Here is a 17,926-nt window from a genome sequence, read left to right as displayed (position 1 = left end):
TATGCTGAACCCATGACCGGCTCTCGCGCTTTTCGCTGGATGCTTGCCCTCGCTCTGCCCCCTGTCACTCTCTCGGCGCAGAGGGAAGTTCCATCCAGCGTGACCGTTACGCCCGCTGTCGTGGCCGCCGGATCGCCTGAACTCATCCGAGTCACCGCTCCTGATGCGACCTCGGTCGACGGCGAATGGCTAACGCGCAAGATTCAATTCTTCCAGCACGGCACGGAGAGGTTTGCACTGGCTGGCGTCGATGTTGAAGCGCCGCTCGGCCCATCGACATTGCACATCACCGCGCATGTCAACGGCCGTCCTGTTGATCTCACGCAGATGGTCGACATTCACGCCGCGCACTACCGCACCGGCACACTCACGGTCGAGTCGAAGTTCGTCGCGCCGCCGCCCGAGGTGCAAAAGGAAATCGAAGAAGAGATCAAGTTGAAGGCGAAGGTCTTCGCCTCAAGCGCCATCGTGCCGCTGTGGGAAGGCGACTTCCATGCGCCGGTTCCTGCACAGGCGACGGACTCCTTCGGCACGCGTCGCATGTTCAACGGCAAGCTCGCGAGCATCCACAAAGGGGCGGACTTTCACGCGGCTACGGGCACCCCGGTACACGCCTCGAACAGTGGCATTGTCGTGCTTGCGCGACCCCTCTACTTCGAAGGCAACTGCGTCATCATCGACCACGGCCTCGGCCTGTTCACGCTGTCGATGCACTTCAGCCGGATCGATGTGAAGGAAGGGCAGCACGTAAACACCGGCGACCTGCTAGGCCTCAGCGGCGCCACAGGCCGCGTCACGGGCCCGCACCTGCATTGGGCGGTGCGCTGGGAGAATGCCTATCTCGACCCCGTGAAGCTGCTGCATTTGAATTTGAATCTGAACGCGCCGGACGCTGGCCCACAGAGCGCGAGTCACTCTTCGCACAAGACACGCAAGCAGCGCTGAGTTATTGCGACAGCACTTCCTCTTCGTCGCGCGCTGCATCCTGTGCACTCTGGAAAGCCTTCTCCTCGCGTAACTGCTTGTAGGCGCGGTAGACAAACGAGCCGAGGAACCAGCCGTCCATGTACTTGTACGGTGTCTCGCCCGTGGTGTAATGGCCGCACGGCAGCACGCGCGTCTCGAAATTAACGCCGTGCCTCTGGAACGCATCGACCACTTGTACCGAGTATTCGCGCGGGAACGTCAGATCGTAGTCGGCGTAGACGACCAGCACTTTCTTCTGCGGTCCGCCCGCGGCTTCGCCCGCGAACTTGTCGTAGAAGTGCACGGGGCTGATCGCTGCCCACAAATTACGCAGCCGTTCCTGAGTGAGGCCTGCCTGTTCAAGAGCGGCGCGAATATGACGCGTGCTCTGTCCCGCCCACACCACATCGCCGAACGCAGTCGACGCATGGTTGAACGCATTTACGCGAATGCGCTTATCGTGCGCGCTGGCCAGGAACGCGTAGCATGAGCCCAGGCTCGTTCCCAGCACGCCGAAGTGCTCGTAGCCCTGATCTTCGAGCCAGTCGATGCAGCAGCGGATGTCGACCACCGCCTGCCGGCAAGCTGACAGGGTCCGTCCGATATTCGCGCTCACCGCGTAGTCGGACCGCTCCAACTCGCTGGGCCGGCGAATGTCGTGATAGGGCTTCGATAGCCGCAGCGCCGAGATGCCCATGCGATTGAAGAGGTGGCACAGCGCGTTGTGGCTGAAAGCATCCGCGTTCCACTGTGGCAGCACAACGATGGCCTGCTTGGGCCGCCCAGAATCCTTGTGCACCGGCGCCGGAAACCATCGCGCGTTGACCAAGTCGTTCTCGGGATAGGGCGTGCGCTCCGGCGATGTGAAGCGCAGAAACTGTGCCCGCTCGATCTGCCCGTTCTCAGCGCGCTGCTTCAGCTCCGCATCCTGCGCCAGCGTCTCGGGCCGGACGTTTGTCGGGAATAACTGCGGAAAGCGATCTTCCAAGCGGAAGTCCGTAGGCTTCTCGTAGCCGAAGAACTCCGCGCTCTTCCCGATGAGGATCTGGTTGATCCGGGCGAATGCGTCTTCTGCCGCGGCATCGTTGCCGGTTGCGGCCTGCCGAAGCTCAGCGGTGCCAAGATGATGTGCCGAAAGAAACGGCTCAATCCACTCCAGGCCCCACTCCAGCGGCCGCACCACGCGATTTTCATCGCGCGTTGTCAGCCGCGTTTCCCACTTGTACATCCAACGCGCGTAACTTTTCCTGAACATGAGTCAACTTCAAGTTTATCAGCGCATCATTTTTGGGCGTGTGACGCCTGCAACTCAAGAGGGCTCAATGGGATCACGCTCCCTTTCCGATTTACGATGGTTTCCATGGCCCAGTCCGGCAGCCCGGCGCAGCGCGGTGCATATTTCGGCGGCAGTCGCGTAGCCTTCTTTGGAGGGAGCTTCGATCCGCCGCATCTCGGCCATCTGGCAGTGGCCCATGCGGCCCGCGCTGCCCTGAGCATCGATCTCGTCCTCTTCGCCCCCGTAGGAGCACAGCCGCTCAAGCCGAAGGGATCGAGCGCGCCGTTTGAAGACCGGGTTGCCATGACCGAACTGGCCATCGCGGACGAACCCGCGTTCGGCATCTCGCTCCTGGATGCCCCCAATCCCGCCGGAGCGCCCAACTACACGCTGCACACTCTCCGCCGGCTACAGACTGAGATGCCCGGTGCAACCATCTTCTGCCTCGTAGGTGCGGATTCGTTTCTCAGCCTTCGCCACTGGTATGGCGCGGCTGAAGTGCCCTTCTCCGCTTCGCTGGTTGTTGCCTCGCGCCCCGGCCAGAAGCTCGGCGACCTCGCCGCATCCATTCCAGTCGGGCTCACAGTGGAGCCATCGCAGCCCCCCATCCCCTCTGCCGATCGGGAGATTGAACTCGTCTCATACACCGTGCGCAACGCCCAGGGCCGCACAGCCGCGCTCTACGTGCTCCCCGGGCTCGACGTCGAAATCAGCGCCACCGAGATCCGCGCTCAGATCAAAGCAGGCCGTCCGGCGGATCCGGCCCGCCCGCTCATTTCGCCGGCGGTCGCCCGGTACATCCGCGAACACGGCCTTTACCAGTGACCCTCCTTCTTGGCTTGCGGTTCCCGTTGGCAGTTCCCTGTTACCTGTTTCGTGTTCTAGGATGAACTTCGGAGAACGAAGGACCCGAATGGTCACACACCATAGCCACCAGCAAACGCGCATTCTCGTTCAGGCAGCAGCCGCCGCCTGCGAAGACAAAAAAGGCGAAGACACCCGCATCCTCGAGCTCGATCCAGCCGACTCCGGTCTCTCCGACTTCTTCCTGGTCACTTCGGCCACCAACGACCGGCAGGCCGTGGCCATCGCCGACGAGATCGAGTTTCGCCTCAAGCGCGACTACGGGGTGATGGCGAACTCGGTTGAGGGCCGCCGGAATGGCGAGTGGATACTGCTCGACTACGTGGATTTTGTGGCGCACGTCTTCCTGGCCGAGCGCCGTGCCTTTTACGACATCGAGCGGCTGCGCAAGTCCGCACGCCCGCTCACGCCGGAGGAGTTCGAAACCGAACTGAAACACGCACTCGCCGACAAGACCCGCGAGGCTCGCAGCAAGCCTGCGGAGGCCAAGAAGGCTCCTGCAAAGAAAACGGCGAAGACCGCAACTCCGGCCAAGAAATCGGCTGCATTGAAGCCCGCTAAGGCTACGAAAAAGGCCGCGCCCAAGAAAGCTGCCGCAAAGAAGCCTGTCGCTGCGAAGGCCGCAAAGAAGGCTCCGGCGAAGAAGACAGCGGCGAAGGCGCGCCGCACCAAATAGAAAGTCGAGCCTGGCCAGCCGTAGCTCGACAGTTTTCGACTACAAAGCAAAAGGGGCGCCCGATCCGGACGCCCCTTCTCCTTTGTTTGTGCGCCTTCCCTAGAAGTCAAGCCTGAGGCTGAACTCCATGGTGCGTGGTCCGCCCTGGTCGTAGGTTCCGTTCCCAGTGCCGCGCAACGTGCGGTTTTGATACAGGTGCGGGATGTCGTTGTAACCGTTCAGGTATCCGGACGCCTGCAGCGAGTCCTGGCTCGTTGTGGTGTCGGCAAGCCCGCTGAAAGCTCCGTAGTTGGCCATGTTGAAAGCGTTGTAGACGGTGACCGACGGTGTGAGTACCAGACCCTCACGGAAGCGCTTCAGATAGCCGATGGGATACCGGAAGGCTGCGTCGAAGGTGCGTGTAGCCGGGTTTTGGATCGGTGTCTTCGACTGCAACGGCAGCAGTTGCTGAGTCACGCCACCCAGCTTGTAGAGCTGGTCGGCGGTTATCAGGCCGGCATCGATCAGAGCCTGACCGGCAGGCGTGACCTTGCCCGCATAGTGACTGTTCCAATTATCGATCAACCGTCCTAGTCCCTTCCCTTTAATGCGGTGCATGTAGTCGCCAGGGTCGGTCCCGGGCATGAGATCACCCGTGGTGCCGTCGCCGTTCAGATCGGACTTGAAGATACCGGCGGCGGTGGTCTCTCCGCCCGTGGGCGTGATCCCACTCGTCGGGGTTGTGAGGTCAGAGGGAGCGGCCGAGAAGAAGTGGCCCACCAGCGAGATCTGCGGCCCGTACTTGACCGTGAAGCTGGTCGCAAGGCTCAGCATCTGCGTGTAGTCCTGGCCGTTGCGGCCCATGATGCAACTGGTGCAGTCGTTGTTCCAGGCGCCATAGCCGCCGAAGAACTGGTTGCTGCCTCCTTTGGAGTTGGTGGTGACCTTCGAGAAGTTGTACGAGATCTGGGCGTTGCTACTCACAATGCCCGGCAGGGGATGTTGATTCTGCTGCTGTAAGACCACCTGCAACGCATCGTAGGCCGACTTGCCCTCCGGCAGGATGAAGTTCCCAGCGCCTACGTTGGTGTTGGTGCCCGGGAAGGCCGAGCCGAATTCTGCCGGGATACCGTAGGCAGACGCCGGGTACCCACCCAGGTACTCGTTGCCGTCAGTCAGTCCGTTTGCGGCGAAGTCGTCGATCGTGCATCCATTTGCGATAGCGCCATCAATCGAATCCGCCCCGCATGCATCCAGCGTAGCGGCGATCGCATTGGCGGCGGCAGCTTTGTTCAGTGTCCGCGCCGCACCGGTGTGGTTCGTATCCACCGTCAGCGGCACGCGCAGCGTTGCGTTGTGGATGTAATCCACGTTCACCACCAGCCCTTGTCGCAGTTCGTACTGCACTCCGGCGTTGAGCTGGATCGAATACGGCGTCTTGTAAGGGCCGGCATAGGCGCTCATAGCCTGCAGAGCGTCGCCGTTCGCAAAGCCGATGAATGAGGTGTTTGGCTGAGGCTTCGCGGATGCCGTCTTGTACTTGGCATCGAGCTTGGAAACCAGCAGCGTCGCGTCGGCAACGGACATGTTGAAGATATTGGCCCAGCTCTTGCAATCTGCATCCGTGCCCGGTGTGCAGGGGTCGCCGCCGCTGCTGAGGCCCTGGATCCCGATGGCGTAACCCGGAAGGCTGAGTGTTTGGTTGTAATAATGGATCGCACCGTCAGCAAATCCCGGGAACTCAGCGGGCGTATTCTGTGCGCGCGCGTTGCTTTGGTTGTTGAACAGATTGCTCTCGTAGAAGATTCCGGCGCCGCCGCGGATCACGTACTTGTGCGCGCCGGGGCTGAAAGCAAATCCGGCCTGCGGGCCCAGGTTGGCCCACGGCTGGTTGGTGCGTTTGCCCAGGCCCAGGCCCGGTCCGAAGAAGTCGAACAAGGGGGTCGAAGCATGTGCGCTGTCGCAGCCATCGAACTGTAGGTCAGCATCTACCTGGCCGCAGGTGACGGTAGGCAGGTCCTGGTTGGCGCGGTCGGTATCAACGCTCCAGCGCACGCCGGCGACGAGGGTCAGATAAGGCCTCACCTTCCAGGTATCGCCCACATAGGAGGCCAGACGCCAGCTCTGGAATGCACCTCCCGGGAGACCGAAGCCCGGCTTCTCAGAGAAGCTGCCGTTGCCGTTGCCGAGGATGAACTCATAGTTCTTCCAGCCGTACATTGGATCGCCCAGGCATTGCCCGTTTCCATCAATACCGCCAATAGGATTGGACGAGGCGCACTGGGCCAGTTCCGTGGAAGAGACGCTGGTTTCAACGCGCGAAAGCATGGTGTCGAAGAAAGCCGCGAATCCACCTTCAAGGATGCGTGAGATTTCTCCGCCGAACTTGATGTTGTGCCCACCCTTGGTCCAGGTGCCGTCGTAGCGGAAACTTTTGCTGCTCTGGTAAGTGTTCTGAGGCGACAGGTAGTTGCCGCCCGCATCGAGCGACCCGTAGAGCTCAAACGGAACACCCAGCGCCGTGGAGGGGTTGTAGATGCTGTTCCCCAACTGTTCGGTGCCGTTGTTGATGTTGTTGATGAACTTCAGGTAGCCGAACCGGACCGAATGGGTGACGTTATGCGTGGTAAAGTCCGCGCCGCCTACCAAAGACGGCACGTTGTCCTGGTTCTGGAAGACGCCGTATGGCGGCTGGCCCGAGCCAAATCCGGCGTTGTTGCTGTACGCGGCGCGCGCGAAGAAGTGCACGCCCCACGGGCCGGCCCAGTCCAGGCGCCCGATGCTGGTGGTGTCCTTGAAGGGGTCGGGAACCTGAGGCCAGCGATTATAGATGTCGGTAAAGAACTCGTTGGGAACGCCCACCGGGCTCTGGTCCATCTGCTTGTTGCGCTCGGCGCCGCCGAAAAAGAAGAGCCGGTCCTTCAGGATGGGTCCGCCGACGTAGCCGCCGAACTGGTTGCGCTGGAAAGGAGCCGCATCACCCGATTCACCGTTGATGCCCGCGAAGCCCGCGCGCGCGTCCTGGAAAAGATAAAAGGCGTTTCCGTGGAAGCGGTTGGAGCCCGACTTGGAGACCATTAGCACCTGGCCGGTGGAGGTGACTTCGCCGGAGACGTCCTGGGTGGAGCGGTTCAACTGGAACTCGCCGATGCCGCCTGAAGGGACGTTGAAGAGGAGGGTGCCGACTGTCTCGTCGGAGATGTCTTGGCCGTCGAGGAGAATACGCGTGGTACGGCCGTTCTGCCCGTTCACGCCAATGGCCGAGTATCCCGTCTTGGTCGGGTCAAACGACTGGCCCGACTGAAGAACAACGCCCGGTTGAATCTGCGCGATGTCGAGAATGTTGCGGCCGTTGATGGGTAGGGTATCGATCTGCTCCTGCGAAACGGTGCCCGCCACGCCGATCTGTTCCGTGTTTATCTGCACGTCGCCGGCGCTCACCTCAATGGTCACGCCCGAGCCGCCCACCTGCAGTTTCACGTTACCTGAGCTGACCACGCCGACCGAAACAGTCGTCTTCACCACCATTTGCTGAAAGCCTGGCGCGTCGACCGTAATCGTGTAACGACCGGGGTTCAATGGCCCGAGGCTGTAGAAGCCCGCTGAATCGGAAGTCAGCGCCTTCGAATACCCCGTTTCCTCGCTTGCGATCGTGATTTTCGCGCCCTGAAGGATCGCACCGTTAGGGTCGGTAACAGTACCCTGGATCGATCCGCCCGTCATCGAAATTGCCTGACCGTGGGCCGATTGCTGGATGAAGGTTGTCGCCAGTATTAGCGCGAAAGCGGTGCAAACGACACGCGCCGCGAGAAGGAACGGGGAAACTCGCATTGAACTCCTCCAGAAACAGTAAGGAAGCGGGAACAAGGGGGCTCCCGATTCCATCAGTTTTTCTCTTAGCGTTTCGGCTTATTTAAGGCTGCCGATTCGCAACTCGAAGAAGACTGCCTGAGCAATACTGCGAAATTGATTGGGTCTGAAGATGAATTAAGGGGCCATAGCCAGACTTGCCGCCAAGCGGCCGGGGAGAGGCATCGGCTCTGAGCGGGATACTATGCATGAGCATTGCCAATCTCTGTAAATCTTGACAGTAACAATGTCACTGAAAGCAAAGCACTTATTTTCTTGGAGCGCGGTTTAAGAGGGCGCATGCCTACAGAAAAATGGATTTCAGATCAAGTAAATCCAGAATTTTGAGTAACTATCTGTTTTTTGGGAGCATTGGAGTTACTCGAAGGGAGCGGATCGCAGGGCATAATCCTTCGTCCTTTTCCAACCAAGGCCGATTGGTTTTCGCTATCCTCGCGTTGTGCTAATCACCCTTGCTTACGTCGGGAGCCGCCCTTCCGCTGGCGATCAGTTTGAGCCGCTCGTGCAGATGTATCTCCAGCGCACCTCGACCTTCGCGCGCTGCGAAGGTGCGGCATTCCGAACGGAGGAGGCTTTGCTCGACTGGCTCTCAAAGCAGCAGGCCCGCACTCCTGCCGTGGCCGTTCTTCTCGACAGGCGGGGCAAGCAGATGAGCTCCGAGGCATTTGCGGCGTGGCTCGGCTCTCGCCGCGATGAAGGCGCCCAGCACATCGTCTTTGCGATTGGTCCGGCCAGCGGATGGAGCGATGCATCGCGGCAGCGTGCCCGCCTTCTGCTCTCGCTTGGGCAACTCACCCTCGCCCACGCGCTCGCTCGTGTCGTCATCGCCGAGCAGATCTACCGCGCCTCCACCATCCTGACCGGACATCCCTACCACACCGGCCACTGACCAGGACTGGCCTTGTAATCTAGCTCTCAGCCATGACCGATTCGCGAAAAGGACTGATTCTCATCAACACCGGCCCGGGCAAGGGCAAGACCACCGCTGCTCTAGGCACCGCACTGCGCGCCGTCGGCAACGGCATGCGCGTCCTCGTGCTGCAGTTCCTCAAGGGCTCGTGGCACTACGGCGAACTCGACGCGGTTCTGCCCTTCGGCGACAACTTCGTCCTCAAGCAGATGGGCCGCGGCTTTGTGAAAGTCGGGGGCGCAGAGACTGACCCCGAAGACATCCGGCTCGTCGAAGAAGCGTGGGCCGAAGCCCGCGTCGCAATCGAATCCGGCGATTGGGACCTGGTCGTTCTCGACGAAATCAACTACGCCATCAGCTACGGCATGCTCGATCCTGCCGCTGTCGCCGATACCCTCCGCAATCGGCCGGAGATGGTCCACGTCATTCTGACCGGCCGCAACGCGCATCCGCTGCTCGTCGAGATCGCAGACACCGTCACGGAAATGCGCGAAGTCAAACATGCCTACCAGAAAGGCATCCTCGCTCAGCGCGGAATCGAGTTCTGAGCACTCCGAGGCAGCCCTGGGCTAATCCCGTACAATTGCACTGTCTATGTCCTGGTTTAAGCGAGAGAGCGGCGATTACGAGCCTGACCCAAACACGCCTGGCAACGGCGATTCCGAACGGCGCGTTCGTACGGAAGGCCTGTTTATCAAGTGCCAAGGATGCCGGCAGGCACTTTACAAGCCTGATGTCGAGGCCAATCTCAACGTCTGCCCGAAGTGTCAGCATCACTTCAAGCTCTCTGCTCGCCAGCGCATCGAGATGCTCCTCGATCCCGGATACGAGCTCGTGGACGGCGGACTGCGCTCCACTGATCCGCTGAATTTCCACGACGTGAAGCCGTACAAATCTCGCCTGCGCAAGGCGCAGGAGGAGACCGGCCTCGACGATGCCATTCTGAACGCGGTCGGCAATCTCGGTCCGCACTCGGTTGTCGTCAGCGCCATGGAGTACAGCTTCATCGGCGGCTCAATGGGCGCCGTAGTGGGCGAAACCATTGCCCGTGCCGTGGACCGGGCACGCGAAGGCCGCAAGCCCCTGATCGTCGTCGCCGCTTCCGGGGGCGCCCGCATGATGGAAGGCGTGGTCAGCCTCATGCAGATGGCCAAGATCTCCACCGGCCTGGCTCAGCTTGACGACGCTCGCGTTCCCTATATCTGCGTCCTCACCGACCCCACCACTGGGGGCGTTACTGCCAGCTTCGCTATGCTTGGCGATCTCAATATCGCCGAACCGGGCGCTCTCATCGGATTCGCTGGCCCTCGCGTTATCGAGCAGACGATCCGCCAAAAGCTCCCTGAGGGCTTCCAGCGCTCCGAATTCCTGCTCGAGAAGGGCTTCCTTGATGCAGTCGTGCATCGCCGCGAATTGAAGGACTATCTGATTCGTGCCATCAGCTTCATGCAGCCGGTCGCCTGACCGTACTCAGTCGAAACTAATGCCGCGTCTACAGAGATGTGTATTCCGCCCTTCCAAAATATGAAATCGCATATATTTCGCCGTATCGCATCGCGGTTCCAGCTCGTAACCTACACGTACGATATGTGTTCCTGATTACTTCTGATATGGCATGCAAACTGCATAGCTAACCGGCATGGGTTCGTCCGAAACCCAGAGCACGGCAAAACTTTTTAATTTCTAAAGCTCAGGTCGGCTCCCGCTGGCCACGAAGGCAGTGCTCAAGTTCTGTCGGGCTAAGACAAAACCACAATCTCCAACCCACTTTCGGAAGGAAGAGAACAATGATGTTCACTCGAACGCGTCTGCGGTCGCTGTTTCTGGCTGCCTTGCTTGGCGCTGGTTTCGCGGTTACTTCAACGCTCGCTCCCAACAGCATGGCGCAAACCAGCTTGGGTACTCTCACCGGCGTTGTGCGCGATAGCAGCGGCGCCGTTATCGTCAACGCAAATGTCCGGCTTACGAACGTTCAAACTGGGGAAACGCGCACCATCGTTTCCGACTCCCTGGGTGCATACCGCTTTGATGCCCTTACTCCTGGTATTTATACAGTTGATGTCGAATCCGCGGGTTTTGAGAAGTTCAATGCTAAGGGTGTGAAGATCGTCGCATCCACGGCCCAGTCTTTCGACGTGGTTCTCAAGACCGGTCAGGTCAGCGAGACCGTCGAAGTCTCGGCCGAGTCGGCGCCCCTCCTCAATAAGGAGAACGGCTCGCTTTCAGGCAGCATTCAGAGCGAAGAGCTCGCCAAGCTGCCGATCTTCTCGCTCAATCCGATTGAAGTTCTGACCACCGTCCCCGGTGTTCAGCTCGTCAGCAACTCCGCCATGTCGAACGGACAGTCGATCCAGGTCAGCGGTGCGCGTCCACGTTCCAACAACTTCATGATCGATGGCGAAGAGATCAATGACGTGGGCATCGGCGGGCAGGCGGTTCAGCCGAACATCCCCGATATGTATGCCGACACCGTTGTGTACACCCACAACGCTCCCGCCGAATTCGGCCGCGCCTCGGGTGGCGTGGTCAATTTAGTCACCAAGGGTGGCAGCAATACCTTCCATGGATCCGCCTGGGAGCTCTACACCGGTTCGGGTCTGAACGCCATTGACGGCCAGACACGCCAGGTTGCCACCAGCCGCGGTGATAAGGCGCGGTTTGACCAGCACACCTTTGGCTTCACCGCCGGCGGTCCGATCATCAGGAACAAGTTGTTCGCCTTCGGTGCCGCCCAGTGGCAGCGCTTTTATGGCCAGGAAATTCCCACGCAAGTGAATCTGCCTGACGCCAACGGCATTGCCACACTGCAGAGCTTCGCCGCCGGCAGCGGTGTCACTGCCACCAACGCCGCCCTGATGCTCAAGTACCTGAACAACGGCTCGTACCTGAATGATTTCCTGCAGTTCACAGATCCCAACGCGCCCCAGGGCGACCCCAACGCTCCCAAGCTGGTGAATCTGGGCGATGCGTGCAAGCAGGGGAACCAACAAGCGGGGTGCCAACTGGAAATCGGCTTGTTCCGCCGCCCCAGCGTCGCGGCCAGCCAGCCTGACACGCAGTGGACTTACCGCATTGACTACACCCCGCGCCAGCAGGATATGTTCACGGTGCGCTACCTCCACGACCGCAGCAGTCTCTCGCCCGATTTCTTCACCAACGGCGCGGCACTTCCCGGGTTCGATACCTATCAAGGCGGCCCTTCCGAACTCGGTCAGGGCGCCTGGACGCATATCTTCACCTCCAACCTCCTGAACGAGTTCCGCGCCTCTGAGACTCGGATCTCCTTCCTGTTCGCGCCGCTCGCCAGCACGGAAGCCAACCCGCTCTTCAAGGCGCCAACTCTCAACTTCGTCGATATAAGCTCGTTGGGCTTCGACCAGAACTTCCCTCAGGGCCGTTCTGAAGACCAGTACCAGTTCCAGGACACGGTCTCCTGGACCCACGGCCGTCACACGGTCCGCATCGGCGCCGATATCGGCCGCCGTATCGAAATCGACACCGTGTCCCAAAACGCAAACGGTTCGCTGACCTTTGCCAAGCCCGGCACCGGCGGTAACGGCGGATCGTCGGAAGGCAACTTCCTCCTCGATCAGCTCGGCAAGTCAGGCCATGCCGACATCACGTACGGGCCCACCCGCGTGGATCCGCATAGCTGGCGCACCGGCGCCTTCGCCCAGGATGACATCAAGATCAATCCTGATCTGACCGTCAATCTTGGCGTGCGTTACGACTACTTCAGCTCGCCGGAAAATGCACTTCCTTATCCGGCTCTCGATCCCAACAACCCGTTCGCTCCGGTCAACACCGTCTACAAGGTTGCTCAGGATAAGAACAACTGGGCGCCGCGCGTGGGCTTCGCCTACACTCCGCACCAGGGACCGTTCTCCAACGGCAACACCGTCGTGCGTGGCGGCTTCGGCATCTTCTATGACACCGATTTCTCCAACATCATGGTGAACGAGGCGCAAAGCTCTCCCAACGCCGTGGCCGGCCAGCTTATCTCGACGGCACCCAACGGTCTGAGCAACGCTACCAGCCTTATCGGCCAGATTCCGAACGTTCTGAACCCCAAGGCTTCGGTCTTGAGCGTGACCAAGAACCTGTCCTCTCCTTACACCATCGAGTACAACCTGGGTGTCGAGCATCAGCTTCCCTATGGCATCGCTGTCAGCGGTACCTATGTGGGCAGCCGTGGTGTGAAGCTGTTCGCCAACCAGCAGTACAACTACTTCGACCCCAACACCGGCAACCGCCTCGATCCAACACGCGGCGCCATCAACACCCGCGGCAACTTCGCGGCCTCTGACTACAACGGCCTCGAAGTCGGCGCAAAGCGCAACTTCTCCCATGGCATAGCGGTCTACGGCTCGTATGTCTACAGCAAGAGCCTGGACAACGGATCGGAAGTCTTCACGCCCGATGCGGAAGAGACCTCCTACGGCGCAAACCTCGCGCCCGGCGGCCGCCGCAACGAGTGGGGTAACTCGGCCTACGATCACCGCCACTACGGCGCGATCACCTATGTCTGGACCCCCGCAGGCCTCCGTTCTGACAGCCGTGGCACCGACCTGGTCCTCAGCGCCCTCACCCGGCACTGGACCATCTCCGGTGCTTCACGCTTCCAGTCCGGCGCCTACGGCACCGTCAACATGTTGGGCCTCGACGCCAACGGAGACGGCAACGTTGGCAACGACCGCCCGTTTGTCGGCACCCACAGTGCTCCCATGGACAAGGTTGCCATCGATGCAGCGTTCTTCGGATTGACTGACACTCCGGGCACCTACATCGACATGGCGGCCGCCAACAACAACGACGTCGTGGTCGTCGATCCCACAAAGTCCCGCTGGATCATCCCTGTGATGAACGGCTACGATCCTCACGAAATCGGCCGCAACAGCTTCCTTAACCCGGGCACCATGTATAACGACGTCGCCCTGGAGAAGGCGGTTCCGACCAGCTTCCTGCATCTCGACCGCGGTTCGCTCATCTTCCGCGCTGAGGCGCAGAACATCGCAAACCACAACAACGTAGGCATCCTCGACGTGAACCTGCTTGACGTCGGCACCTCCTTCTTCACGAACACCTCGCAGGCCCGTGAGTCAACGGGTGGAGGCGGAGGCCGTCAGCTCCGTTTCTGGGCGAAGTTCGTGTTCTAAATAACCCGGATCAACTGATCCAAAAAAAGGGCGCCCTCGAAGGGGCGCCCTTTCTCGTTTTCTACGGCTGTCCTCGATAATTCGAAGTGTGGACCTCGGTCCACCACAGCCTCAAAACGACCATGCGCCTATCTCGAAACCTCTGGCTCACTCTCGCTCTCCTCGCCGTCGCACTCGTCCTGCTCTGGAACCGATACCACGCCCGCAAGAGCCGCGTCACGGATCTCTCCGTCACCAGCCCGCTCAATCAACCCGGCGGCGGTGCTGCGCCGAACGATGCTTACGACGTCTACTCCGGCCTTTATTCCGCACCGCTCGATGAGCCCCTCGTGATCGCACAGGACTCCAGCACCGACATACCCCAGCTGAACGGGAATTGCCTTAAGCCCACGACGCCTGAAGAGAGCCAGATGGCCGCCAGCTTCGAATCTGTCAATCGGCACAGCCAGCGCTGGGACGCGCGCTTTTCGATTCCATTCAGCTATCGCGTTCTCTCCGCGCGCGAGTTCAACGAGGCGATGAACTGCTTCGCCACACATGCCCAGAGTGCTCCCCAATGTGCCCCCTACAAGGAAATGAAACACATCCGCATCCTCGGCGTGCCCGGCTTCGACCCAACGCGTACGCGCGCTATCGTTTCCGTACTCAAAAAGTGCGGACCGTATTGCGGTACTGGCGGCATCTTTGAAGCTCGGAAGGAGAACGGCACCTGGAAACGCGCCGATCCAACGCCCTTCACGAGCGATTGCAGCTGGCGTTACTGAGCTGTTTCCGACCCGCTCGAGCCAGTCTGCCGTTTCCGCATCTAATAGATGCAGGGGCATCCGCAGCCGAAAAGCCAACCACCACCGCTGGCTTTGCTAATCTAAAAATCCCTACACTACTTTAGGAGCGGTCATTTTATGCAACCGGCGCGTACATCCATTGCGGAAGCCCCGCTTGTCTCGTTATTGAGCTTCGAGCCGCGCGTGCTGGGGTTCGGCACCAGCGGCCGCCGCGGCCGTGTCTGCGACCTGACGCAGATCGAGATCTACATTTGCGCGCTCGGCGAACTCGAATACCTCCAGTCCCTTGATCCCGCTCAGGGCGGCATCGGCAAAGGCGACGAATTCTTCTACGCCTACGATCTCCGGCCCTCCTCGAGCCAGTTTGTTCCCGAGGAGCAGGGCCGCGGCGAAATCGCTCAGGCCATCGAACGCGCCATCCGCGATGCCGGCATGCGCCCGGTGAACTGCGGCCGCATTCCCACGCCCGCGCTCGCCTTTCATGCGCTCGCCCGCCGCAAGGGCAGCATGATGATCACCGGCAGCCACATCCCCTTTGACCGCAACGGCTACAAGACCAACACCTGCTGTGGCGAGCTGCTGAAGGAGCATGAAGCTCCCATCGCTGAGTACGTCCATCGCGTTCGCGAGCGCATCTACAATCAGCCCGCGCATGAGTCGCCATTCAACACGCAGGGCATGTTCAAGTCCGGCCATGCCGAGCTCAGCCCTGAAGACCCATCGGCTCGCGAAGGATACATTCGCCGCTACGTAGATTTCTTTTCCGGCGATTCGCTCGCGGGCATGCGCATTCGCTGCTACCAGCACTCGGCCGTGGGCCGCGATCTCCTCGTCGAACTCCTCCGCGCGCTTGGCGCCGAAGTCACTCCGGCCGGCCGCAGCGATGCCTTCGTGCCCATCGACACCGAAAACATCGATGCGGAGCGCCTGGCTGTGATTCAGGCGCTGGCCGACAAAGCCATCGCGGAAGACGGCCCCTTTTTCGCGGTCGTTTCGACAGACGGCGACAGCGACCGCCCCCTGCTGCTCGGCTTCGAAGAAGATGGCAGAACGGTCAAGTTTTTCGGCGGCGATCAGCTCGGAATGATCGCAGCCGAATTCCTCGGCGCTGACGCGGTCGTGGTTCCTGTGAGCTGCAACGACGGCATTGACCGCGGTCCGCTTGCCGACAAGCTGGAACCGCGCACGCGTATCGGATCGCCTTTTGTCATCGCCGGCATGTCAGGGGCTCTGCGCAAAGGCAAACAGCGCGTCTGCGGTTGGGAGGCGAACGGCGGCTTCCTCACCGGCTCTGACATCGTCCGCAACGGCCGCACCCTCACCGCGTTGCCTACGCGCGACGCAATTCTGCCATTGTTGGCTGCGCTCTTCAGCGCGAAGGAGAAGGGCGTCTCGCTTGCCGAACTCTTCTCCGCACTGCCCAGCCGCCACAGCCGCGCCGGCCTGTTGAAGGAGTTCCCGCGAGCCACCGCTCTCAGGATTATCAACGCCTTCTGTTGCGACCATCCGCGCATCCGCGAAGTCGATTTCGACGCTGCCGGTCACCCAATCGCGCTCGATGAACAGCGCGATCCCGTAGAGCTCACGCCTGAGCTCTCCTCGGCGCTGAATGAGATCCGCGCACGCTGTGGCATCTTCTTCGACTGCTTCGGCCCTGTCTCTCGCCTCAACTATGTCGACGGAGTGCGCATCACCTTTGCCGGCGGCGAGGTCGCGCATCTGCGGCCGTCTGGCAATGCTGATGAGTTCCGCATCTACGCTGCTGCCGACTCGCTGGCCCGATGCGAAGAGATCGTGCGTCTCGGCATCGCCGAGCCCGACGGCATTCTCCGCCGCCTTGAACGCCACATCGCAACGGAGAAGTAGTCCAACTCAACGAGCGCCCTGCTTCGGCGAACCGACGCTGCAGTAAATCACCAGCGACGGATACTCGACAATGCGCTTGAATCTGCCGCTCGCGTCCACCCAGGCAATATCCGACTGCGACGGGTTTTCGGCCTCACGGTAGACGATGAGCACGTCTCCCGGTGGAACCTTCTTCATATCCTCATAGAGCGCCGGCCCAACATCTGAGAGCTCTTGGATGGGCAAGTTTGTATAGAAGGCGAACACGGGATAGTTGAAGCTCATCCAGAGACTCGCGCCGGCGGGAACGCTGGACTGCAGAAGACGCGACGCCAACTCCTCATCCGAAATGCCCAGATTGATGAATGGTGTGCGGAAGCGTTCCCGTAGTGGGAGAAACACGAGAAGCAAGGCCGCAGCCACGCACATCGCTCCGGTAACGCGCAGAGCCCTGCTGGGGAGTGCTGCAAAGAGAGCCAGCCCCGAACCCGCGAGCAGCAGCACCGGCGGCGCAAGCGGAAGAATATACCGCGGCTCCTTATGCGGCATCAGGCTGAAGAACAGCAGCCCCGCTGCAAGCCAGAGCCAAAGAAAAACTCGGATAGCACTCTGACGCGAATCTGTTACCGAGCGTAGAACACCGCTGCCGCGAACGAATCTCTCCCGCAACAGAGAGAGCTGATACACAAGGCAGAGCAACAATCCGGCAATCGCCACAGGTGTAAATACCGTCGCCGCATTGTGTAGAAAGTAAGTACGCGGTTCCACCGGTCCCTCAACATGCGACCACGCAGAACGCAGGGTTGACAAGAACCCTCCAAAATTCAACCTCGACCAGAGAAGATAAGGCGCGAGCCCCGCTGCTACGCCACCCACAGAAGCGAGAAGCGCCTTCCAGCGGCTTGGGCTGATCAGCGGCAACAGCAGTAGCATCGCAACGCTGGGAATGGCTCCGAATCGCATCAGGATGCAGAGCGCCAGGCTGATTCCGGCACAGAAGAACCGCAGAGCTGTCGGCCGTTCCAGCGCCCGAAGCAATAGCCACAACCCGAGAATCAGCATTGTCAGAGATGGCGAATCGGTGAGCAGACTGTTGCCCGTGTCATCGCTGGCAAATCCATCAGGAAATACGCCGACAAAGAATGGCGCGAATGCAAGCAGCACGCTCGCGATGGCGGCCGGGATTCGGCCCACCGACTTGGTTCCGGCAAAGTACAGGAACACCGGCGCCAGTGCGTTCAGGATCGCAGTCGTGATACAAGCGACATAAACAGATCGCCAGAAAAGGAAAACGCCGGCAAAGATCACCGAGAGCAAAGGCGGCCGGAAATCCAGCTCAGAATAATTGATCTTCCCGCAGCAGATCACCTGCGCATCTTGCAGATAGACCCACTCGTCCCAGTAATGAAACTTGGAGATTCCCCACACTCGAACCAGAAAGCCCGCTGCGAACAATGCAAATATAAAAATCGCGACGAACCACGTCGCCTCCGCAGTCCTGTCTGCACCAAAAAACGAGCCCGGCGTACCTGATACATCGAGGAAGCTTCTTCTATTTCGGATATCTGCAGACGGCATCGTGTGCGATGGTACCACGCA

General features: G+C 60.4%; 12 protein-coding genes. 9 read left to right on the top strand and 3 right to left on the bottom strand.

Translation table 11 applies throughout. The features are described from left to right. Positions 1-12 precede the first annotated feature (12 nt). Positions 13-945, top strand: coding sequence for a M23 family metallopeptidase (locus MOP44_RS05800; RefSeq protein ID WP_260794982.1), 933 nt, complete (start codon positions 13-15; stop codon positions 943-945). Position 946: 1 nt separating this feature from the next. Here MOP44_RS05800 and MOP44_RS05795 read toward each other — a convergent pair whose 3' ends face one another. Continuing rightward, the gene (locus tag MOP44_RS05795; RefSeq protein WP_260794981.1) at positions 947-2,221 is read right to left on the bottom strand and encodes an alpha/beta hydrolase family protein; all 1,275 of its coding nucleotides are present in this window, start codon (positions 2,219-2,221) and stop codon (positions 947-949) included. 105 nt (positions 2,222-2,326) lie between these two features. Here MOP44_RS05795 and nadD point away from each other — a divergent pair, with 105 nt between their 5' ends. Together nadD and rsfS are read left to right on the top strand one after the other, a co-directional pair. After that, a complete protein-coding gene (gene nadD / locus MOP44_RS05790) occupies positions 2,327-3,067 on the top strand; it encodes a nicotinate (nicotinamide) nucleotide adenylyltransferase (protein WP_260794980.1) in 741 nt (246 codons plus the stop codon). Positions 3,068-3,155: 88 nt separating this feature from the next. After that, a complete protein-coding gene (gene rsfS, locus MOP44_RS05785) occupies positions 3,156-3,782 on the top strand; it encodes a ribosome silencing factor (RefSeq protein WP_260794979.1) in 627 nt (208 codons plus the stop codon). Between the two features lie 99 nt (positions 3,783-3,881). Here rsfS and MOP44_RS05780 read toward each other — a convergent pair whose 3' ends face one another. Further along, positions 3,882-7,592, bottom strand: a complete 3,711-nt coding sequence (locus MOP44_RS05780) for a TonB-dependent receptor (RefSeq protein WP_260794978.1) — start codon at positions 7,590-7,592, stop codon at positions 3,882-3,884. A gap of 478 nt (positions 7,593-8,070) precedes the next feature. Here MOP44_RS05780 and MOP44_RS05775 point away from each other — a divergent pair, with 478 nt between their 5' ends. The 6 genes from MOP44_RS05775 to MOP44_RS05750 all read left to right on the top strand — a co-directional run bounded on the left by MOP44_RS05775 (position 8,071) and on the right by MOP44_RS05750 (position 16,348). After that, positions 8,071-8,520, top strand: a complete 450-nt coding sequence (locus tag MOP44_RS05775) for a 23S rRNA (pseudouridine(1915)-N(3))-methyltransferase RlmH (protein WP_260794977.1) — start codon at positions 8,071-8,073, stop codon at positions 8,518-8,520. 32 nt (positions 8,521-8,552) lie between these two features. Beyond that, entirely contained in the window at positions 8,553-9,089 is a 537-nt protein-coding gene (cobO, locus tag MOP44_RS05770) for a cob(I)yrinic acid a,c-diamide adenosyltransferase (RefSeq protein WP_260794976.1), read from the top strand. Positions 9,090-9,135: 46 nt separating this feature from the next. Then, positions 9,136-10,005, top strand: coding sequence for an acetyl-CoA carboxylase, carboxyltransferase subunit beta (accD, locus tag MOP44_RS05765; RefSeq protein ID WP_260794975.1), 870 nt, complete (start codon positions 9,136-9,138; stop codon positions 10,003-10,005). A gap of 323 nt (positions 10,006-10,328) precedes the next feature. Then, a complete protein-coding gene (locus MOP44_RS05760; RefSeq protein ID WP_260794974.1) occupies positions 10,329-13,697 on the top strand; it encodes a TonB-dependent receptor in 3,369 nt (1,122 codons plus the stop codon). A gap of 122 nt (positions 13,698-13,819) precedes the next feature. Then, positions 13,820-14,461 (top strand): hypothetical protein, encoded by a 642-nt coding sequence (locus MOP44_RS05755; RefSeq protein ID WP_260794972.1) that lies wholly within the window; start codon positions 13,820-13,822, stop codon positions 14,459-14,461. A 138-nt stretch (positions 14,462-14,599) separates the two neighbouring features. Beyond that, on the top strand, positions 14,600-16,348 hold the full coding sequence (locus MOP44_RS05750) for a phosphohexomutase domain-containing protein (protein WP_260794970.1): 1,749 nt from the start codon (positions 14,600-14,602) through the stop codon (positions 16,346-16,348). Between the two features lie 6 nt (positions 16,349-16,354). On the opposite strand, the gene MOP44_RS05745 is transcribed toward MOP44_RS05750, so the two are convergent. After that, positions 16,355-17,905, bottom strand: coding sequence for a glycosyltransferase family 39 protein (locus tag MOP44_RS05745; protein ID WP_260794969.1), 1,551 nt, complete (start codon positions 17,903-17,905; stop codon positions 16,355-16,357). Between the last annotated feature and the right edge of the window lie 21 nt (positions 17,906-17,926).

It is taken from the genome of Occallatibacter riparius (assembly GCF_025264625.1).
GTDB lineage: Bacteria > Acidobacteriota > Terriglobia > Terriglobales > Acidobacteriaceae > Telmatobacter > Telmatobacter riparius.
This window is presented reverse-complemented; position numbering and strand designations above follow the sequence as displayed.

Coding starts and splice junctions, on each gene's coding strand:
- MOP44_RS05800 (WP_260794982.1), top strand. CDS start 13: ATGACCGGCTCTCGCGCTTTTCGCTGGATGCTTGCCCTCGCTCTGCCC.
- MOP44_RS05795 (WP_260794981.1), bottom strand. CDS start 2,221: ATGTTCAGGAAAAGTTACGCGCGTTGGATGTACAAGTGGGAAACGCGG.
- nadD (WP_260794980.1), top strand. CDS start 2,327: ATGGCCCAGTCCGGCAGCCCGGCGCAGCGCGGTGCATATTTCGGCGGC.
- rsfS (WP_260794979.1), top strand. CDS start 3,156: ATGGTCACACACCATAGCCACCAGCAAACGCGCATTCTCGTTCAGGCA.
- MOP44_RS05780 (WP_260794978.1), bottom strand. CDS start 7,592: ATGCGAGTTTCCCCGTTCCTTCTCGCGGCGCGTGTCGTTTGCACCGCT.
- cobO (WP_260794976.1), top strand. CDS start 8,553: ATGACCGATTCGCGAAAAGGACTGATTCTCATCAACACCGGCCCGGGC.
- accD (WP_260794975.1), top strand. CDS start 9,136: ATGTCCTGGTTTAAGCGAGAGAGCGGCGATTACGAGCCTGACCCAAAC.
- MOP44_RS05760 (WP_260794974.1), top strand. CDS start 10,329: ATGATGTTCACTCGAACGCGTCTGCGGTCGCTGTTTCTGGCTGCCTTG.
- MOP44_RS05755 (WP_260794972.1), top strand. CDS start 13,820: ATGCGCCTATCTCGAAACCTCTGGCTCACTCTCGCTCTCCTCGCCGTC.
- MOP44_RS05750 (WP_260794970.1), top strand. CDS start 14,600: ATGCAACCGGCGCGTACATCCATTGCGGAAGCCCCGCTTGTCTCGTTA.
- MOP44_RS05745 (WP_260794969.1), bottom strand. CDS start 17,905: ATGCCGTCTGCAGATATCCGAAATAGAAGAAGCTTCCTCGATGTATCA.